The sequence below is a fragment of the Sphingomonas sp. NIBR02145 genome, from assembly GCF_027359115.1.
Taxonomy (GTDB): Bacteria; Pseudomonadota; Alphaproteobacteria; order Sphingomonadales; family Sphingomonadaceae; genus Sphingomonas; species Sphingomonas kyeonggiensis_A.
This window is the reverse complement of the sequence record NZ_CP114791.1, coordinates 1,784,023-1,803,471: the sequence shown is the minus strand read 5'-3', so window position 1 is coordinate 1,803,471 and position 19,449 is coordinate 1,784,023. Positions and strand designations below refer to the sequence as shown.

The following is a 19,449-nucleotide window of genomic DNA, read 5'->3' as shown; positions in this document are numbered from 1 at the left end:
AGCGGAACCTTCCCATGGCAGATACCCCGATCTTAACCCGCCGCCGCCTGATCGCCGATGCAGCGCAGCTCGCCTCGCTCGCCGCCGCCACCACGCTGATGCCGCCAAACGTGCAGAAGGCGCTGGCGCAGGCGCCGAACCGCGCCGGATCGATCAAGGACATCAAGCATGTGGTGATGCTGATGCAGGAGAACCGCTCCTTCGATCACTATTTCGGCACGCTCTCCGGCGTGCGCGGCTTCGGCGATCCCGATGCGCTGAAGCTGCCGGACGGCAGGAGCGTGTTCCACCAGCCGGACGCCGAGAACCCGGCCGGCTACCTGCTGCCCTTCCACCTCGATACCGCGACCACCAACGCGCAGAAGCTGCCCTCGACCAGCCATGCCTGGAAGGTGCAGCACCAGGCATGGAACGGAGGCAGGATGGACCAGTGGCTGCCGGCGCACCGCGCGGCGGACGGCACCGACGGGCCCTACACCATGGGCTATTTCAAGCGCGAGGACATCCCGTTCCACTATGCGCTGGCCGAGGCGTTCACGATCTGCGACGCCTATCACTGCTCGGTGATGGGGCCGACCTGGCCGAACCGGCTCTACTGGATGACCGGCATGATCGACACCGAGGCGACCGGTGGCGGCCCGGTGATCAGCAACAAGGCCCCGCCCGAGGGCTTTCGCTGGATCACCTATGCCGAGCGGCTCGAGGCGGTGGGCGTGCCGTGGCGGGTCTATCAATATGGCGAGCAGGGCAAGCGCGCGCACAATCTGTTCAAGTATTTCGCCCAGTTCCGGGAAGCGCCGGCGGGCTCGCCGCTGGCGGTGAAGGGCATGCCCGACACCGACGAGGGCGCCTTCGCGCAGGACGTGCTGCACGACCGCTTGCCCGCCGTCTCCTGGATCATGCCAAGCGCCGAGGCGAACGAGCACCCCGAACACATGCCGGCGGCCGGCGCCAAGTTCATCGCCGACCGGCTGAACGAGCTCGCCGCCAATCCAGAAGTCTGGGCCAAGACCGTCTTCATCCTCAACTATGACGAGAATGACGGGCTGTTCGATCACGTGGCGCCGCCGGTGCCCGCGCCGGGCACGCCGCAGGAGTTCGTCAACGGCCTGCCGATCGGCGGCGGCTTCCGCGTGCCTTGCATCCTGATCTCGCCCTGGACGGCGGGTGGCTGGGTGTGCAGCCAGCCCTTCGACCATACCTCGGTGCTCCAGTTCTGCGAGCAGGTGACCGGCGTGCGCGAGCCCAATATCAGCGCATGGCGCCGCCAGGCATTCGGCGACCTGACCGCGGCATTCCGCTTCCAGCAGTCCGCGACCAGATTTCCGCCGCTGCCCGGCACCCAGGCGATGCTTGACCGCGCGACCTATGCGGCGGCCAACCTGCCCAATCCGCCGGTGCCGGGCGCGGAACAGCAGCTACCGGTGCAGGAGAAGGGCACGCGCAAGCGAATCAAGTGAGGCGCCTGCATTTGCACCTGCTGCTTCCGGGCGTGGTGGCGTTGCTGTCAGCGGCGGCGCTGCCCCGGCCTGCCGTCGGAGAGCGCGGGCGCGCGGTCTATCTCGCCCGCTGCGCCGATTGCCACGGCCGCAGCTTCGAAGGCGTCGAGGAAGCCCCGGCGCTGACCGGGGCGCGGTTCGAAGCGAAGTGGCGCGGCCAGACGGTGAGGCTCTACGAGAAGATCCGGCGCTCGATGCCACAGGACGACCCCGGATCGCTTTCACAGGCCGACGCTGCGGACCTCGTCGCGCTAGTCTCCGCGGCCAACCATGGCCGGCTCGCGACGACCGGGGCGGGCAACTAGCTGCAGAACGAACTCACTTTGACTCGGATATTGCTGTTGTAAAATCTTGTAATGTAAAACGAATTTTACATTGCGGGGCTGTTCTTCGGTAAAGCTTTTGGCGGATACGGTGGGTGCGCTGATCCCGGATGGCTCAGCGATCTGTATCGGGTTTGCGAAGAGCTTGGGTGGGGCGTGATCAATTATTGCCGGTATCGGCCGGAACTGAACGGGGAAGGGCGCGCGATCCCGTGCGCGCGGCGCAGGGCCTGATGGGCGCGCATCCCCTGGAGATCGTGCCGGACGTGCCGGCGATGGGCGCGGACAGCCTCCGCATCCTGATCGAAGGTTCGCCGGACGGTTTCCTGGTGCATGACATGACCGGGCGCATCCTCGACGTGAACGACCGCTTCTGCCGCGACCTGGGCTATAGCCGGGCGGAGCTGACCGGGCTGACGGTCGACGAGATATCCTGCGGCAGGGCGCCGGCTGCGAACGCAAGGCTGTGGGCCGCCGCGGTTCCGGGGGCCGCCGCCACCTTGTCGCAGATCGTCGTCCGCAAGGATCGCACCACCTATCCGGCCGAGGTTCGCCTTGCCTGCCAGATGGTCGCCGGCCGCAAGTTGTTCATGGCGTTCGTGCGCAATCTGGGCCTTCCCGCACCGCCCCGTATCGCATCGCCCGGGATCTCCACCCGCGACAGGGCGCGAGAGGCCCAGTCGGTCCATGGAAAGCTGCGCGCGGTTATGGACAGCGCCGACGACGTCATCGCTTTCCAGGATCGGCTGGGCCGTTGCCTGATGCTCAATCGCAGCGCGGAGGCGCTGGCGGGGTTGCCGCGCGGGGAAATCCTCGGCCGGAACGCGATCGAGATCTTCGGCGACGCGATCGGCATGCGCCTTCGCGCGGGGGAGGAGCAGGTCCTGTCGACTGGCATCTGCTCCGTCACCGAGGAAGTCTTCCGGGTGGATGGCGGGGAACGGATCTTCCTCATCACCCGGAGTCCGCATCGCAACGAACGGGGCGAGATCGACGGCCTGGTGAGTATCGCCCGCGACGTCACCGATCTTCGCGAGCGCGCCCGCCTGGTCGAGGCACGGTTGACGCAGGCGAATCTCTCGCTGGAAGAGGAGAAGCTGGCGCTTTCCCTGCGCACCGCCGAGCTGGGGCGGCAGGCCGGCGAGGATGCGCTGACCGGTATCGCCAACCGCCGCCGCTTCGACGAAGCGTTGAAACGGGCCTGCCTGCATGCCGCGCGCACGGGCCAGCCGCTTGCCCTGGCGATGGTCGATGTCGATTTCTTCAAGCTCTACAATGATTGCTACGGCCATGTGCGGGGCGATGCCGCGCTGAAGCGGATCGCCGATATCCTCGCCGACGCGGCCCGGCGGCCTTATGACCTTGCCGCGCGCTATGGCGGTGAGGAGTTCATGCTGTTGCTGCCCGGCACGGACCAGCCCCGACAGCTGCTCGAGGATATCGCGACCGAACTGGCGCGGGCGCGGCTCCCGCATGCCGCGTCGCCCATTTCGCCCTTCGTGACGATGAGCTGCGGCTGTGTTGTGGTGACCGATCCCGGCGCGATCGCGCCTGCAGACATCATCGGGGAGAGCGACAAGGCATTGTACCGGGCGAAGAAGGAAGGGCGAGACAGGGTCGTCGTTACCCGCTTCTGATCGGGCTTTGTAAAACCTTGTAAAGCGGGCGAAATGGCGCGCGACTTCCTATGATCTAACCGGTTACACGCATGGTTGCGAACCTCCCATCGGTCGCAGTCGCCGCCGAGTTGAGGCTCGGCGGCGGCATCTCTATGGTTCTCCCCGGTGGACCATGAGGGGGAACGAATTGCGTTGTGCTTTCTGGATCACGGCTGCCTTCTGCGCCCTTCTGGCCGGTTGCGTCGCGCCGATCGAGCGGAGCGACCTGATCGTCGGCGAGCCTTCGGTGCCGCCAGCGACGCGCTTCACCATCGCCGGTACGGACACCAGTACGCCGATCGGCATCGAGGCGCGCGAGGAAGTGCGCCGCGCCTTGGTCGCAGCCGGCCTACAGGAGGATCCTGCCGCGTCGGTCCGCGTCGATGTGGGGTTCGCGGTCGCGCGCAAGGCGCTCCAGGTGGCGCTTCCGGGCGTCAGGCCGGTTCCCGACGATCCCGAAGGCATCGCCACCTGCCGTCGTAGCCAATATGTCCTGTCGGTCGCGATGATCGCGCGGGACGGCGGTCGGGTGCTCTTCCGGAGCGCGGCGACCGCGCATCGCTGCCCGCGCTCGGTCCGGAAGGTGCTGCCGCTGCTGGCCCGCGCCGCCCTGTCAGGCAGCCCCTGGACTGGCGGGAAGGACTAGGGTGAAGCAGGCGCCGCCGCCTGGTGCGGCGCGATAGACCAGGACGCCGTTGTGGCGCTCCGCCACGGTGCGGGCATAGGCGAGGCCCAGGCCGGCGCTTAGGCCCTTCTTCTCCTTCGATGTCGGGCCGAAGCGCTCGAACAGCCAGGGCAGCTGTTCGGCGGGCACGCCGGATCCGGCGTCCCGCACCTCGACGCGCTGCCAGCGTGCGCCTTCCTCCGTCACCGCTTCCAGGGTGCAATGAACCTCTCCCCCTTCTGGGCTGAATTTCACGGCATTGTCGAGCAGGTTGAGCAGCGTGCGCGTCAATGCCTGGTGCTCGCCCTGGATGCAGTGCGGTTCCAAGCCGGCATCGACGACGACGCGCACGCCCTTGGCGTTGGCGAGCGGCCAGACCGCGTCGCTCGCTTCGGCCAGGCAATCCGCCACGTCGATTTCCTCGGGCTGGAAGGCAGCGGTCTCCAGCCGGGCAAACTGTACGAAATCCTCGGCCAGGCGCAGCGTTCGGCGGGCATGGCCGGTGAGCCGGCGCGCGAGACTATCGGGAATATCCTTGCCCGGTTCGCCCTCGACCAGCGCCACGATCGCGGCCTGGGGGGAGCGCATGTCGTGGCTGAGGAACTCGATCGCGACCTCGCGGTCGCGCTCCGCGGCGCGGATCGCGCTGATGTCGGCGAGCAGCAGAATCCAGCCGCGCTGCTCGGCAGTCGCACCGGTGAGGGCGGTCTTGCGCGGCGAGAAGCTGCGTCCGTCGGAAAGGCGCAAGTCCTCCGCCGGCGGTTCCTGGATCAGCCGCGCCACTTCCGACAGGTCGAGCGGGCCGTCGAGCAGCAGCTGTGCGGGCTGGTTGGCCAGGAGCACCTCGCCTGACAGGGTCGTCACGATCAATGGATCGGCAACCCCCTCGATCGTGTCCGCGACGAACTGCTTGAGATCGCGCAGGCGCGCAATCGAGCTGCTCAGCGCCAGCGCATTGCTGCCCGTCGGATCGAGCCCCACGGGCGCGGAAGGGGCGATGGCGCTGTCCGCCCCGAAGCGGGTCAGCTCATCGGACATCGCGCGGTGGATGGCGCTCAACCGGCGCCATCCCCAGAGCGGATAGACCAGCGCGAGCGCCAGCAGTGCCGATACCGGCGGGATCCAGATGCCGGCGAGCAGGAGCAGGATGATGGGCAGCGTCGCCGTCACCGCGAAGATCGCCAGCGCTGCGAGCAGGGACTGGGTCGGCCGCAACCGCAGGAAGAGCAGCAGCAGGATGATGCTGGGCAATCCGGCGAAGAGCAGGCGCCACGGCGTCGATGCGAGCTGGACGAAGCGGTCGGCGAGCAGCGCGTTCAGCAGATTGGCCTGCACCTCCACGCCGGGCAGGGTGCCCGCGCCCGCGACGAAATGCCGGTCGCCAAGGCCCGCCGCGGTGGCGCCGACCAGGATCAGCTTGTTCTCGAGGAAGCCATGGGGAACGTCGCCCGCGAGCACGTCCTTGAACGGCACGGTGCGGAAGCTGCCCGCTGCGGCATAGGGCACGAACACCCGGTAGTCGCCCTGCGCGGCGGCGTGGGCAAAGGCCGGCGAGGGCGCGCGGTTGGCCAGCCGATAGGCCGTCTCGGCGAGATGCGGGAAGGGGTGGCCGTCGATGTCGAGGGCGAGCAGCGCGGCGCGGGCGCTGCCGTCCGGATCGTGCGGCAGCGCGACGTGGCCGAGCGCCGCCGCCGCCTCGCGCTCGGGCGAGATCGGAAGGGTCGCGTCGAATTCCCTGCCGGCGGTGCCGGGTGCCTCTAGCAGGATGGGCAGGGCGATCGGCGCGCGGCGCATCGACCCGGCCAGTGCCCGATCCTCGGCGGGGCGCGCGGCGGGCTCGGTAAAGAGCACGTCATAGGCGATCGCGGCGGGCCGGGCCGCCGTCATGCGCGCGAGCGCCTGGGCATGGATGTCGCGGCGCCAAGGCCAATGGCCGAGCGCGGCAACGCTGGCATCGTCGATCGCGACGATCAGTATCCGGTCGGAGGGCGGCGCGGCACGGAAGCGGACCAGGCCGTCATAGAGCGCACTGTCCAGCCGGGAGACGCCGCCACCCAGCACCAGGCCGCTGGAAACGGCCAGTGCCAGCAGGGCGATCGCCGTCCACTCCAGCAGCAGCCGGGTGCGGGCCAAGGTCAGCGATCCGCCTTGCGCCTGGCGGACGGGCCGGCGATCGTCAGCTTCTCCGGATTGGTCCAGGTCTCGACGGTATCGTCCGCCTCGATCTGCAACAGGCCGACGCGCCAGTGATAGACGCCGGGCGTGAGCCGGTGGAGCGTGAGCGAGTCCTGCTCGAGCCCGACTCGATCGACGATCGGAGGGGCCTCGGGCGTGTCGCTCAGCAGCTGGAAGCGATAGCGGCGAGTGCCATTGCCCGAGCCCCACCAGCGGAAGCGATAACCATCGTCCGCCGTGTCGACCGAGGCATGGAGCGAGGCGAGGCGGCGCTTGAAGCCATAGCTCTGGGCAAAGCCTTCGACACCGCTCGGCGCGATCGCCGAGATGCGCGCGAACTGGTTGCCATTGGGAATGTCGGTGAAGGTGAAACGGCCATCCTCGGAGATCTGCTCGACATTATTGTCGATGAAGCCCGCATCGCTGGCGATGACCAGCCGATAGCGCGCGGCGCCCGGCGTCGGCGCGGCGCGGAACGCGACATTGTCGTCGAGCTGCACGGCGCCCGGATCCTCGAGCGCGGGGGCAGGGAGCAGCGGCTCGGTACGCACCGCGCCGTCGCCGTCGCGGGCCGCGCCGATGCCGGGATCGAGCGCCAGCGCGCGCGTCTGCCCGTCGCTGTCGGTGACGAGCACATGGCCGCTCAGCACTTCGGTGATCGCCGTTCCCGCCGCGAACGACACGCGGAACTCGGTGCCGCGCACGGCTGTCATGCTCACCGGCGTCTCGATCCGGTACCTGCCGGACGGTCCCTCCAGCGGCTGGACCTTGGTCTCCAGCCGGCCGCTGGTGATTTCCAGGCGATAGTCGATCGCGTTCGTGAGCAGGATGCGGCGCAATTCACGGACCCGCACACGGCTTTGCGAGGGCAAAACGATCCGCGACTGGTCGGCAAGGATCAGCGTGGCGAAGCTGTTGGCGGCAGTGGCGATGAACATGCCCTCGTCGATGCTCGCGCCGATCACCGCGGAGGCTTCGCGCCCGTTGGCGGTAATCGCCACCTTGCCGCGATAGCTGGCCAGCCGGGCGGGCTCGATCCGGTAGCGCAGCCAGCTTCGCGGGATCAGGAGCTGCCGACCCGTCGGCAAGCGGCGCGGGTTCTGCACCCGGGCGAGCTTGAGCAGCGCGCGCCAGTCGCGTCCCTCGACCAGATATTTGCGGCTCAGCTGGTCGGACGTATCGCCGCGCCGGATGACATAGGCGATGGCATTGGCATGCGGCGCGGGCCGCGTGACGGGTGGGGGCGTGTCGAGGATCATTGCAACTCCTCCGCGCCGAACTGCTCCATGCGATAGCCGAAGCCGGAGATCGCCACGATGCGGTAGCCATTGGCGGGGGTCAGGTTGAGTTTGGCGCGGATGCGCGAGACGTGCATGTCGAGCGTGCGGGTAGGGAGGTCGCCCGCGCTCTGCCAGATCTTCTCGAGCAGATAGCTGCGCGACAGCGGCCGGTGCATGTTCTCGAAGAGCAGCAGCGCGAGCCCGAACTCCTTGGCGCTGAGCGGGATATCGGCGCCCTCGAAGCGCACATGGCCGGTCAGCCGGTCGAAGCCGTATTTGCCGAAGATCGAGACGCGCTGCTGCGCGGCATCGGGCAACGAGCGGCGGAGCACCGCGCCAACGCGCGCGGCGATCACGATCGAGCTTTCGGGCTTGACCACATAGTCATCGGCTCCGGTCTGCAGGGCGACGGCGATGTCGTCCTTGTCCGAGCGGCTGGTCAGCATGATGATCGCGGTCGAATGCGCTCCTGTGCCGCGGATCGAGCGGAGCAGGTCGATGCCCAGGCTGTCGGGCAGGTTCCAGTCGAGCAGGATGAGGTCGAAGGTCTGGCGGCGCAGCGCGGCGAGCAGGGCGGCGCCGGTCCGGAACGGGGTGCAGACATATCCGGCTGCGGTCAGCGCGGCACTGACGAAGTCGATGATCTCCTCGTCATCGTCGACCACGGCGATGTGCATCGCACCGTTCTGGTCCGGGAACCCCGGCTTAACAGCGACCATCGCGGCTGAAACCGTTACGCAAGTACGTCTCGTCCTTTGTCATTGAGAGCGAGCACTTATTCCCGAACTCCAGATGTCGGTGTCGCGTGCGTTTCCTCCAGATCGATCGCGCCGAATGGACGCGGGGCTTTCCTGGGCTGCTACCAACTCGCCTCATGGTGAGGTGCTAGCAAAGCGCTGCCCACGGGGACAGTCATTGCCGGTGTAAACTGTTGTAACGGGAAGGTGCGGTTCGAGCCCTCCTGTCCGCGCGCTGGCGCAATCGTCGCGGAGTGCGATTGTAAACTGTTGTAACCGAAGCTCATTTGATCGGGCTTTGCCCAGGCGGATGGGATATTGGCGGGCCGTCTCGGGACGCGTGGCTCAGGGGTGCGCGCGTTCGTGCAGACGATATTCGCCCCCCTCCGGACAGCACGCCCCACGTGCTCCCGGAGTCCCGGCCGGTCCGACTCTCCCTCGATTGTCGGGCCGTGCTGCCCCGCCGGGTCCCCCGGCCCGGCGGGGCTAGGCGCATGGCCGACAGGGGAGCGCCCCATCCCGATGTAAAATCTTGTCAGGCAGGCGGGCTTCCGATTGTCCGGGCCAAGGCCCTGATTTACCTGGGGAAGACCGGCGGAGTGCCGGGATCCGAACGGCGGCGAGGCGCGGGGACCGCGTCGCATGTCAGTAACGGAAACCATATGACGCTTGATTTGCCCACCGCGATCCTGGGCGCGCTCCTCGAAAATGGCGAGAAGACCCTGGCAGGTATCGCCCATGACCCCATGCCCGTCGTCAAGCTGCACTGCCCCGATACCGGGGGCATCTGGCTCCTGACGGAACTCGACCCGAGGGATCCCGACCGGGCCTTTGGGCTGTGCGATCCGCTTCCCGGCGCCCCACGCGTGTGCACGGTTTCGCTTGCCGAACTCGGCAAGTTTCGCGGGCCGCTGGGCCTGGCGATCGAACGGGACCTGCTCTTCCAGGCGGACCGGTCGCTGCGCGCCTATGGCGAGGGGGCGCTGGCCGCGGGACGGATCATCGCCTGAGCGGGACCTGATCCGCAGCGACCGATCTTCGCTGGTTGTTGCGAGTCATTCGCAAAATTACTAGAGCCGCGACATGCGGACGAACGCACTCGTCATATCCCGGCTCGTAGTTTCGGAGAGGCCGTCCCTGTTGCGGCTGATCGGGCGGATTGTCGGCAATCCGGCGGCGGCCGAGGATGTGACGCAGAGCCTGTGGCTGCGGGCGCAGCGCATCGCGGACGATCCGCCGATCACCAATCAACGCGCCTATCTCTATCGCCTCGCCACCAATCTCGCGATCGATCACCTCAAGGGCGAGGCGCGCCGATCCGACATCGAGGTCGAGGCGCAGGCGCTGCTCTGGGGATGCGACGAAGCGCTTGCGGCCGAGCGGGTGGCGATCGCCAACGACACGCTCGCCCGGGTGGAGGCGGCGGCGCGGGCGCTGCCCGAGCAGACGCGGCGGGTGTTCGAGCTGCATCGCTATGAAGGGCTGTCGCAGCGTGCGGTCGCCGAGCGGCTGGGGGTTTCGACCACCACGGTCGAGAAGCATATGCGGCGCGCGATGCAACTGCTGGCCAGGGCGCGCGACGGCGAATGAGGAAATCGCGGTATCGGGGGTTGGGTGTTTGGCGCGACCGACAGTCCTATGCGCGGAGGGGCTCTTGCGCGAACGGATGACGGGATCGATGGACAGGTCCGGCGAGATTGCCGAGCGCGCGCGCGAATGGGTGCGGCTGCTCGCCTCGGGTGAGATGCGCGGCGGGGCGCTGGCGGAACTCCGGCAGTGGCTGGCGGCGGACCCTGCGCATGCCCGTGCCTTCGAGCGCGAGCGGGCCTTCTGGCAGGAACTGGAGGTGCATCGCGGCCTGTTCGCCCAGCCCGAGCTGTCGCCGGTGACCGCGCGGCGGGATCGCCGGAGTGGAGGCGGATGGCGCGCGCTGCCGCGGCCGGTGCGGCGCGGGCTGGTGGGGGCGGGAATGGCGGCCTGCCTGGCCGTGCTGGTCGCCGCACCTGAGCTGAACGTCCGGCTGCGGGCTGATCACCTGACCGGCACCGGCGAGATCCGTTCGGTCGCGCTGGCGGACGGCTCCGCCGCCATGCTCGACAGCGGATCGGCGATTGCCGTCGAGTATGCCCAGGGCGAGCGCCGGGTGCGGCTGCTGCGCGGGCGAGCCTGGTTCAACGTCGCGCATGGCGACCGGCGGCCGTTCCGCGTCGATGCGGCGGGCGGCACCACCGAGGATGTCGGCACCGCCTTCGAAGTCTCGACCGGCAATGGCGAGGGCGCCGATGTCGCGGTTAGCCAGGGCGCGGTACGGGTGATCGCGGCGCGCGGGGCGACGCCGCTGACTGCCGGGCAGCGCGCACATTATGTCGATGGGGCTGTTGCGCGGCTGGCGGACGTGCGGCCCGATCGGATTGCGGCCTGGCGTCAGGGCGAGCTGCTTATCGATCGGCAGCCCGCCGCTGCCGCAATCGCCGAGATCCGCCGCTATCGTGCCGCGCCGGTGATACTGATGGCCGATCTTGGTCGGGCAAAGCCGGTCAGCGGCGTGTTCCGGATCGATCGTCCCGACGATGCGCTGGCCGCGATTGCCGCCGCCGCGGGGCTGCGGATGACCCGCCTGCCGGGCGGGATTCTGCTGATCCGATAAAAATCACCGAAAGGGGGTTGGGTGTTTCTCTCCGGCGCCAGTCTCTCAGATGTATAACTGATAATGATTAGCATATGCATTTGAAGGGGCCGCGCGGGGCGGCGCTCATCGAACCGGGGGCTCCATGCTTCGTTCCAACTTCGCCATGTCCGTTGCCATTCGCTGCCTGCGCAGCGCGAGCGTGATCGCGCTCGCCATGGGCGCGACCGTCGCGCACGCCCAGAGCGGCAATGGTGCGGTGGTGCAGGGATTCGATATTCCGGCGGCGACGCTCGAGGAAGCGCTGCGTATCTATATGCGGCAATCGGGCGTGCAGGTATCCTGGAGCGGGATCGACGGCACCGCGATCCGGGTGAACGCAGTTAAGGGCAATCTCTCCGCCGCAGCCGCGCTGAGCCGGCTGCTCGAGGGGACGGGGCTGACCTATCGCTTCACCGCCGCGACCTCGGCGATCCTGGAAGCCGCGCCGCGTGCCGATGCCGGCACGGTCCAGCTCGGCACGCTGCGCGTCGAGGGTGCGAATGACGGTGCGGGTGGCGGCGCCCGGGGTGCGGGCGGCACGGTCGCCGGCAATGCGGGCGAGGGACGGACCTTCACCGGCGCCCAGTCCACCGCCTATTTCAGCCGGGAGCGGATCGAGCGCTTCCGCGGCACCTCGCCGGGCGACTTCCTGAGCGGCACGCCGGGCGTGCTCAACGGCGACAACCGCAATTCGGGCGCGCTCGACGTCAACATCCGCGGCATGCAGGGGATGGACCGCGTGCCGGTGGTTATCGACGGATCGCTCCAGCAATCGACCGTCTATCGCGGCTATTCCGGCGTGGCGGGGCGCACCTATCTCGATCCCGACCTGGTCGGCAGCGTGACGATCGAGAAGGGGCCGAGCGCCGCTGCCGACGGCGTCGGCGCGACCGGCGGCCTGGTGCGTGTCGATACGATCGGCGCGAAGGACCTGATCGCCGAGGGTAACGACTTCGGCATCCGCTTCCGCGGCGGACTGTCCGGCAACAATGTCGCGCCGCCGCCGACGGCGACGCCGGGCACCGGCACGGGCAGCGCCGAGCGGTTCGACCGGCCGGGGGCGCTCGACCTGGGTGGCTGGAACTTCAGCGTCGCTGCCGCCGGGCGTGTCGGCGATATCGAGCTGGTCGGCGCGGTCGCGCGGCGCAAGCTCGGCAACTATTTCGGCGGCGAGCACGGCACCGTGCCGCCGGGCGGCACCGGCACGCTCGGCAATGTCCTCCAGCGCTACAATCTGGGCGAGGAAGTGCTCAGCACCTCGCAGGACAACAGCTCCTACCTGCTGCGCGGCACCTGGCGCTTCGGCGACGGGCATGGGATCGACCTGTCCTATGTCCGCTACGAAAGCGATTTCGGCGAGATGATGCCCTCGCAGATCATCCGCTTCGGCGGGGCGCTGCAGGCGCCGCTCAGCCGCGCCGAGGTCAACACCTATACCGCGCGCTATCGCTGGGATCCGGACAGCACCGACCTGATCAACCTGAAGATCGACGCCTGGAAGACCGACAGCTTCACCAGCATCGAGACGCTGTACCGATACGTCTTCCCCAACGGCAATGTCAGCGTGACCGACGCGGCCTATCAGAGCCAGTCGACCCGCTGGGGCGTCAACCTCTCGAACCGCTCGACGTTGCACACGCCGCTCGGCCGGCTCGATCTAGACTATGGCGGCAGCTATGCGCGCGAGGACATGACTCCTCCGCGCGGCTGGGACACCTACAAGGGCAATTCGGGCTACACTTCGTTCGTCGAGCCGCGGCATGGCTGGCGCGACGAGTTCAGCGGCTTCATCGCCGGCGAGCTGAAGCCGAACGACTGGGTGACCTTCAACGCCGCGCTGCGCTACACCAACACCGTCTCGCAGGATCTGACCGAGACGCATACCTGGGCCGGCACGCCGCAGGTCGAGGTCACCGGCTATAACCGCGAAAGCAATGCCGGCTTCGCGCCGATCGCGTCCTTCCTGATCGAGCCCGTGAAGGGCCTGCAATTCTACGCCCGCTATGCCGAGGCGATCCGCAACCCCAGCCTGTTCGAATCCACCACGGGTTTTTCCTTCTACCCCGATCCGCGCAACCCGATCCGGCCGGAGCATGCCCGCAACAGCGAAGTCGGCGCGAACCTGCAACTGGCGAACCTGGCGAAGGCCGGCGACCTGCTCCAGGCCAAGCTTGCCTATTTCAGCAACGATATCGACGACTACCTGACCCGCGGCATCAGCGAGGGCATGACCTCGATCGTCAATATCGAGAAGGCGCGGCTGCAGGGCGTGGAGGCATCGTTCCAATATGATGCCGGCGTGGTCTTCGCCGATTTCGGCGGCACCTATTACACCTTCAAGCAGTTCTGCGGGACCAACCACACCTGCCGCGAGGGGGGCACGGCGGACAGCTATGTCCCGGCGCATTTGCCGCCCAAGCTGAGCCTGAACGTCAACGCGGGCGTCCGCCTGCTCGACGAGCGGCTCACCCTGGGCGGGCGCTATCGCCATGTCGGCGGGCGCGACACGCCGATCATCACCTTTGGCGGCTCGATGACCAGCATCGACTGGTCGCCGTACGACCTGTTCGACGCCTATGGCACCTTCGACATCAGCGACGATCTGCGGCTCGACGTGGCGATCGATAACCTGACCGATCGCTATTACATGGACGCGCTGACGCTGGGGCTGATGCCTTCGCCGGGGCGGACGGTCCGGATCGGGATGACCGCCGGCTTTGGCGGCCCCGCGCGCAACCGGTCGCGCGATGCCCGCCAGCGGGCGATCGAGGCGCTGAACGGGCGCCCGGCGCCGGCCGCTTTCGACGGCGACTGGTCCGGCCCCTATATCGGGCTCGCGGCGGGGCACGACTTCGTCAAAAGCCGCCGCACCCGCTCGACCGCCGGCAACGGCGCGACCGGCGGGATTCCCGCCACCGAAGTCGGCGAGGCCGAGGGCAATGGCAGCCGGATCGGGCTGCTCGGCGGCTACACCTGGCAGCTGGCGCGGCACTGGGTGGTCGGCATCGAAGGCGATTTCGGCCTGAGCCGGGCGCGGTCGCGGCTCTACACCAACTCGACCGAGCTGCTGGTCAACACGTCGATCATCACGCCGCAGGACATGCGAAACCAGGCCGATACCGAGTTCGCTTCGGACTGGACCGGCGGGCTGCGCGCGCGGCTGGGCTATGCGACGGGGCCGGTGCTGGTGTTCGGCAGCGCGGGTCTTGCGCTGATGCAGGAAGTGCAGACGCGCACCCAGTATCTGGACAATGCGGCAGCGTCCTATTTCAACGCCAATCGCCGTTTCAGCCAGAATTCTGCGCCGATGTTCTCGGAGAAGGACCGGCGGCTGGCGACCGGCTGGAGCGTGGGAGGCGGTGTCGAGTGGGCGCTCGGCAACAACTGGTCGGTGCGCGGCGACTATGGCTATGCGCGCTATGGCAGCGGCGCCTTCCGGTTCGACGATGCCCGCGCGGGCGTGGGGCGGAACTTCACCGTAGCCGGCGCGGTTCTCCGCGATCCGGTGACCAACGCCATCCTGCGCGATCCGGTGACCGGCGCGATCCTGCGCGAGATGACCAGCTACACCGGCACGTCGAGCACGGTGAACGGGCGGCGCACGCGCAGCAATGCCGATGCGCACAGCATCCGTCTCGGCGTGAACTTCCGGTTCTGAAGGAGCATGTGGATGACCGATGTGACGAACCTGCCGCGATCGCAGCGGCTCAAGCAGGCGACGCGGGAGGTGCATGACGGGCTCGATCGCTCGATCATGGACGCCGGGCTGTTCGAGAGCCTGGCCGGCTATGTCCGCTTCGTCGCGATGCAGCGGCGCTTCCACCGCGACGTCGACGCGCTCTACGCCGATCCCGCGATGCGCGCGCTGCTGCCCGGGCTTGCCGACCGGCGCCGGCTGCCGCTGATCGAAGCCGACCTGGCCGATCTCGGACTGGGCGAGGCGGAGGCCGATGCGCCGGCGTTCGCGGCCGGCCAGGTCGACCCCGCCACGGCGCTCGGCTGGCTCTATGTCGCGGAAGGATCGAACATGGGGGCGGCGCTGCTGCGCAAGGCGGCGGCGAAGCTTGGCCTGTCCGATACGCATGGCGCGCGACACCTGGCGCCAGCGCCGGAAGGGCCGGCCGCGCAGTGGCGCAGCTTCACCGCCGCGCTCGACGCGATACCGCTCGACGAGGCAGCGGAGGCGCGTGCCGTCGAAGGGGCGAAGGCGGCCTTTGCCCGGGTGCAGCGCCATGCCGACAGCGTCCTTGCCTGACGCCGAACCGGCAGCGCCGCACGGCGGGCGCGGGGCCCGGGCGGCGTGGCTGGTCGCCGGGCTCGTCTGTCTGGGCCTGGGCGGTGTCGGCATCGTCGTGCCGCTGATGCCGACGACGATCTTCGTCATCCTCGCCGCCGGGTGTTTCGCCCGATCCTCGCCGCGGCTCGATGCCTGGTTGCGCACCCACCCGCGCTTCGGCCCCCCGATCCGCGCCTGGCAGGCCGAGCGGGCGATCCCGGCGCGGGCGAAGCGGGCGGCCTGCATGGGGATCGCGCTCGGCTATGGCCTGTTCTGGCTCGGCGCGCGGCCGCATTGGCCCCTGGCGCTCACCGTTGCCGTGATGACGGGCGGCTGTGCGCTGTGGATTGTCACCCGACCGCTGCCTAGCGGGGCGGGGCTGCCGTGAAGCTGATGCTCCCGGAGGATGTTGTCGCGTCGCCTTTGCTCCTGCCGGTGCAGCGGCATGGCTATCGTGCGCAGGATTGGCGGACGCGGTCGATCGGGCTGGGTGGTGCGCTTGCCGTGCCGGCGGCGATGCTCGCGCTTGCCGTGCTGCGCTGGGCGACACCTGCGACGATCCCGGCGCGGCCGGCACCGATGATGGTGGAGCTGCTGCCGCTCGCCGCGCCGCCCGAACCGGTTCGCGAAGTGCCGGAAGGGCGGGTGCAGGAGGAACGCAAGGCGCGCAGGATGGCCGAGCCCGTGCGCCCCGAGCCGCCCAAGGTGATCGTGCCCCACCTGCTCACCCAGCCGACCGCGCCGGCGCCGCCGGTCGAGCCCGCGCCCAATGCCGATCCGGTGCCCGAGACGACCGCGCCCAAATCGACGCCCGCGCCGCCGGCCCCGCGCATGTCCAGCGATGCGCCGGCGAGCTGGGAGGCGCGGCTGCTCGCGCATCTCGAGAAATATCGCCGCTATCCGGCATCGGCCCGGGCGCGGCGCGAGCAGGGCGTCGCCTATGTGCGCTTCCGGATGAACCGGGCAGGGCGGGTGCTCGACGCGGCGCTGCTCCGTTCGTCGGGCAATGCCGCGCTCGATCGCGCCGCGATGGAGACGATCCGCCGCGCCCAGCCGCTGCCGGCGATCCCCGAGGACCGGGCGGACGAGCTGCAGCTCTCGGTTCCCGTGGAGTTCACCGTCCGCTGATCGGGCGATGCCGGATAGGAGCGCGAGCGGGCAGGGCGAAGACGATCAGACCGCACCGCACCCGACCAGGGCAAGCCGCCCGGCAGGTGACGATCCGCCTGCCCGAGGGCCGCACGCTCCGTATTCTTCGTGCCGGGGCAGGCGAAACGAAGATGACCCGATTGGCGAGCTCAGGGTGCCACCGGCGCATCCAGCGGCAAGCCGGCATGTTCGTAGCCGCGGCGGAAATCGGCCATATGCCGCTCCATCCATAGCCGGGCGGTAGCCAGGTCGCGCGCCCTGAGCGCGGCGACGATCTCGCGATGCGCCTCGAGGATGCGCCAGGGCGAGCGATCGCGCGTCCTCGGATGCGTGAACAGCCGGTCGAGCGAGGGGTAGAAAAGCAGCGACACCGGTTCGCGGGACATCAGCAGCACGCGGTTGCCGGTGGCCTGGGCGATCAGCGCATGGAACTCGACGTCGAGCGCCGAGATAGATTCGCCGCGCTCCAGCGCCTCGCTCATGGCCGCGGCATTGGCTTCCAGCGCCTCGACCAGTGTATCGTCGATCCGCCCCTCGAGCAGGTCCATCGCCAGCAGTTCGAGCTGCATCGCGACTTCCCAGATCTCGCGGAACGAGACCTGCTGCATCATCAGCGCGCGCGAGCTTTGCGAGGCGAGCGCGTCATGCTTCGGCCGCGTGACGTGCAGCCGCCGCCCGGCATCGCGCTTCACCAGGCCGCTTTGCTCGAGCGCACGCATGCCCTCGCGCACCGTGTGGCGCGTCACGCCGAACTTCTCCGCCAGTTCGGTTTCGGTCGGCAGCGGCTGGCCCGGTGCCAGTTCGCCGCTGAGGATCGCCTCCTCCAGCGCCTGCTGCACCGCCTGATAGGCACGCGCGATCGTGAGCTTGCCAAGTGCCATCAGAATCCCTTTGTCCAACAATCCAACATTTGATAGGTCGCAGCCCAACGCTGCCAATGGGAGGGGTGCTTTGCAAGTCGAGGTCGAACGGCGGGACAAGGTTGCGCTGCTGCGCTTCTCCAATCCGCCGGTGAACACCCAGTCGGTTGCCGGGGTGGGGGTGATCGCCGCGGCGTTTGCCGCGCTGGTGACGGACCCGGCAGTGGCCGCGATCGTCGTCAGCGGCGGGCCGAAGATCTTCAGTGCGGGCGCGCAGATCACCGAGTTCGATGGCGATCCGTCGAAGATCGACGCCAATCGCGCGATGATCGAGGCGATCGAGGCCTCGCCCAAGCCCGTGGTCGCGGCGATCAACGGCGTCTGCATGGGCGGCGGGCTCGAACTGGCGCTGGCCTGCCACTATCGGGTCAGCGCCGGAAACGCCCGGATCGGGCTGACCGAAGTGACGCTCGGTGTGCTGCCCGGCGGCGGCGGTACCCAGCGGCTGCCGCGCCTGATCGGGGCGAAGGCAGGGCTCGAGCTGATGCTGAGCGGGCGTGTGCTCGACGGTGCCCAGGCCAAGGCGGCAGGCGTGGTCGATGATGTGGTGACGGGAGATGCCGAGGCGGCGGCGCTCGCCCTGGCGGAGCTGGTGCCGGCGGTGCGCCGCACCGGCGAGATGCCGGCACCGGGTGACCTTGCCGAGGCACTGGCCGCTGCCAGGCCGCGCTCGCTGGCCCAGCGGCGGATCGTCGAATGCGTAGCTGCGATCGGGACGCATGATTTCGTCGCCGGACTGCGGGTCGAGGCGGATCTGTTCAGCGAGCTGCTGGGCTCGGAGGAGTCACGCGGATTGCGGCACGCCTTCTTTGGCCGCCGGATTGCCGCGCGCGTGCCCGGGCTGGGTGAGGCGAAACCGGGGAAGATCGGGCAGGTCGCGGTGATCGGCGGCGGGTTGATGGGCACCGGCATCGCGTTGGCACTGCTCAATGCGGGGCTGAAGATAGTGCTGGTCGAGCCGCGTGCCGAGGCGCTCGACAGGGCTCGCGCAACGATCGCCAAAGCCATCCTGCGCGAGGTCGAGAAGGGGCGGATCGGGGCGGATGTCGCCGATGCCCGTCTGGCTGCCCTCACCGCCGCATCGGAGATCGATGCGGCTGCCGGTGCCGACCTGCTGATCGAGGCGGTGTTCGAGGACATGGAGGTGAAGCGCCAGGTGTTCGAGGGCATGGAGCGGGTTGCCCGGACGGACGCGATCCTTGCGAGCAACACCTCGACGCTCGACCTCGATGCAATCGCCGGCTTCACGGCCACGCCGGAGCGGGTGGTGGGGCTGCACTTCTTCTCGCCCGCCAATGTGATGAAGCTGCTGGAAGTGGTGCGCGGCGCGAAAACCGCGCCCGAGACGCTGGCGACGGCAATGGCGTTCGGCAAGGCTATCGGCAAGAGCCCGGTGGCGGTCGGCGTTTGCGACGGGTTCGTCGGCAACCGGATGTTCGAGGAATATCTCCGCCAGGCCTGGTACCTGCTCGAGGAAGGTGCGCTGCCGGGCCAGCTGGACGGTGCGCTCAAGCGCTGGGGCATGGCGATGGGGCCGGTCGCGGTGATGGACCTGGCCGGGCAGGATATCGGCTGGAGCATCCGCAAGCGCCGCGCGGTGGACCAGCCCGACCGGCCCTATTCGAAGATCCCCGATCTGGTCTGTGAACTCGGGCGGTTCGGGCAGAAGACCGGGGCGGGCTTCTATCGCTATCCGGATGGACGCACCGCCGAGCCAGACCCGGAGATCGACGCGCTGATCCTTGCTGAATCCGCGCGGCTGGGCATCGAGCGGCGCGAGATCGGCGACGAAGAGATCGTCGAGCGCTGCATCTATGCCCTGGTCAATGAAGGCGCGAAAATCCTCGGCGAGAGGATAGCCTGGCGCGCGGTCGATATCGATGTCGTCTATCTCGACGGCTATGGCTTCCCCGGCGAGCGCGGCGGGCCGATGTATCTCGCCGACCGGATCGGCTTGCCCCGGGTGCTGGAACGCATCGAACAATTCGCCGCCGGTCCGCAGGGCTGGGCCTGGGCGCCGGCGCCTCTGCTTGTCGAACTCGCGGCTTCGGGGCGCACCTTCGCGTCGCTCGATGCGGCCACTCTCTGAAAGGAAAATAG

The 19,449-nt window shown here is 68.7% G+C and carries 16 protein-coding genes; 12 read left to right on the top strand and 4 right to left on the bottom strand.

Annotation, left to right across the window (positions count from 1 at the left end; genetic code table 11):
• Positions 1–14: 14 nt before the first annotated feature.
• The 4 genes from O3305_RS08085 to O3305_RS08070 all read left to right on the top strand — a co-directional run bounded on the left by O3305_RS08085 (position 15) and on the right by O3305_RS08070 (position 4,126).
• Positions 15–1,460, top strand: a complete 1,446-nt coding sequence (locus O3305_RS08085) for an alkaline phosphatase family protein (protein ID WP_269575931.1) — start codon at positions 15–17, stop codon at positions 1,458–1,460.
• Between the two features lie 11 nt (positions 1,461–1,471).
• Positions 1,472–1,804, top strand: coding sequence for a c-type cytochrome (locus O3305_RS08080; protein ID WP_269575930.1), 333 nt, complete (start codon positions 1,472–1,474; stop codon positions 1,802–1,804).
• Positions 1,805–2,034: 230 nt separating this feature from the next.
• Positions 2,035–3,459 carry a diguanylate cyclase domain-containing protein gene (locus O3305_RS08075; RefSeq protein WP_269575929.1) on the top strand — a complete coding sequence of 475 codons (1,425 nt, stop codon included), beginning with the start codon at positions 2,035–2,037 and terminating at the stop codon, positions 3,457–3,459.
• A 169-nt stretch (positions 3,460–3,628) separates the two neighbouring features.
• The gene (locus tag O3305_RS08070; protein ID WP_269575928.1) at positions 3,629–4,126 is read left to right on the top strand and encodes a hypothetical protein; all 498 of its coding nucleotides are present in this window, start codon (positions 3,629–3,631) and stop codon (positions 4,124–4,126) included.
• Here O3305_RS08070 and O3305_RS08065 read toward each other — a convergent pair.
• The 3 genes from O3305_RS08065 to O3305_RS08055 are packed head-to-tail and all read right to left on the bottom strand — an operon-like array spanning position 4,094 to position 8,318.
• On the bottom strand, positions 4,094–6,277 hold the full coding sequence (locus O3305_RS08065; RefSeq protein WP_269575927.1) for a CHASE2 domain-containing protein: 2,184 nt from the start codon (positions 6,275–6,277) through the stop codon (positions 4,094–4,096). The genes O3305_RS08070 and O3305_RS08065 overlap by 33 nt on opposite strands.
• A gap of 2 nt (positions 6,278–6,279) precedes the next feature.
• Positions 6,280–7,578 (bottom strand): FecR family protein, encoded by a 1,299-nt coding sequence (locus O3305_RS08060; protein ID WP_269575926.1) that lies wholly within the window; start codon positions 7,576–7,578, stop codon positions 6,280–6,282.
• On the bottom strand, positions 7,575–8,318 hold the full coding sequence (locus tag O3305_RS08055; RefSeq protein WP_269575925.1) for a response regulator transcription factor: 744 nt from the start codon (positions 8,316–8,318) through the stop codon (positions 7,575–7,577). The genes O3305_RS08060 and O3305_RS08055 overlap by 4 nt, the downstream gene beginning before the upstream one ends.
• Positions 8,319–8,998: 680 nt before the next feature.
• Between O3305_RS08055 and O3305_RS08050 the strand changes: the two genes are divergently transcribed.
• From O3305_RS08050 to O3305_RS08020, 7 genes are all read left to right on the top strand, one after another.
• A complete protein-coding gene (locus O3305_RS08050; RefSeq protein ID WP_269575924.1) occupies positions 8,999–9,346 on the top strand; it encodes a DUF2958 domain-containing protein in 348 nt (115 codons plus the stop codon).
• Between the two features lie 73 nt (positions 9,347–9,419).
• Entirely contained in the window at positions 9,420–9,926 is a 507-nt protein-coding gene (locus O3305_RS08045; RefSeq protein WP_269575923.1) for an RNA polymerase sigma factor, read from the top strand.
• A 76-nt stretch (positions 9,927–10,002) separates the two neighbouring features.
• The gene (locus tag O3305_RS08040; RefSeq protein WP_269575922.1) at positions 10,003–10,983 is read left to right on the top strand and encodes a FecR family protein; all 981 of its coding nucleotides are present in this window, start codon (positions 10,003–10,005) and stop codon (positions 10,981–10,983) included.
• A gap of 145 nt (positions 10,984–11,128) precedes the next feature.
• Positions 11,129–14,662, top strand: coding sequence for a TonB-dependent receptor domain-containing protein (locus tag O3305_RS08035; protein WP_269575921.1), 3,534 nt, complete (start codon positions 11,129–11,131; stop codon positions 14,660–14,662).
• A 12-nt stretch (positions 14,663–14,674) separates the two neighbouring features.
• Positions 14,675–15,259 (top strand): biliverdin-producing heme oxygenase, encoded by a 585-nt coding sequence (locus O3305_RS08030; protein ID WP_269575920.1) that lies wholly within the window; start codon positions 14,675–14,677, stop codon positions 15,257–15,259.
• The gene (locus tag O3305_RS08025) at positions 15,252–15,668 is read left to right on the top strand and encodes a YbaN family protein (protein ID WP_269575919.1); all 417 of its coding nucleotides are present in this window, start codon (positions 15,252–15,254) and stop codon (positions 15,666–15,668) included. Before O3305_RS08030 ends, O3305_RS08025 begins: the two co-directional genes overlap by 8 nt.
• A 5-nt stretch (positions 15,669–15,673) precedes the next feature.
• On the top strand, positions 15,674–16,408 hold the full coding sequence (locus tag O3305_RS08020) for an energy transducer TonB family protein (RefSeq protein WP_269576477.1): 735 nt from the start codon (positions 15,674–15,676) through the stop codon (positions 16,406–16,408).
• Between the two features lie 170 nt (positions 16,409–16,578).
• Here the strand turns inward: O3305_RS08020 and O3305_RS08015 are convergent, their stop codons facing one another.
• A complete protein-coding gene (locus O3305_RS08015; RefSeq protein WP_269575918.1) occupies positions 16,579–17,310 on the bottom strand; it encodes a FadR/GntR family transcriptional regulator in 732 nt (243 codons plus the stop codon).
• Positions 17,311–17,380: 70 nt separating this feature from the next.
• On the opposite strand from O3305_RS08015, the gene O3305_RS08010 reads away from it, so the two are divergent.
• A complete protein-coding gene (locus tag O3305_RS08010; protein WP_269575917.1) occupies positions 17,381–19,438 on the top strand; it encodes a 3-hydroxyacyl-CoA dehydrogenase NAD-binding domain-containing protein in 2,058 nt (685 codons plus the stop codon).
• Positions 19,439–19,449: the final 11 nt, after the last annotated feature.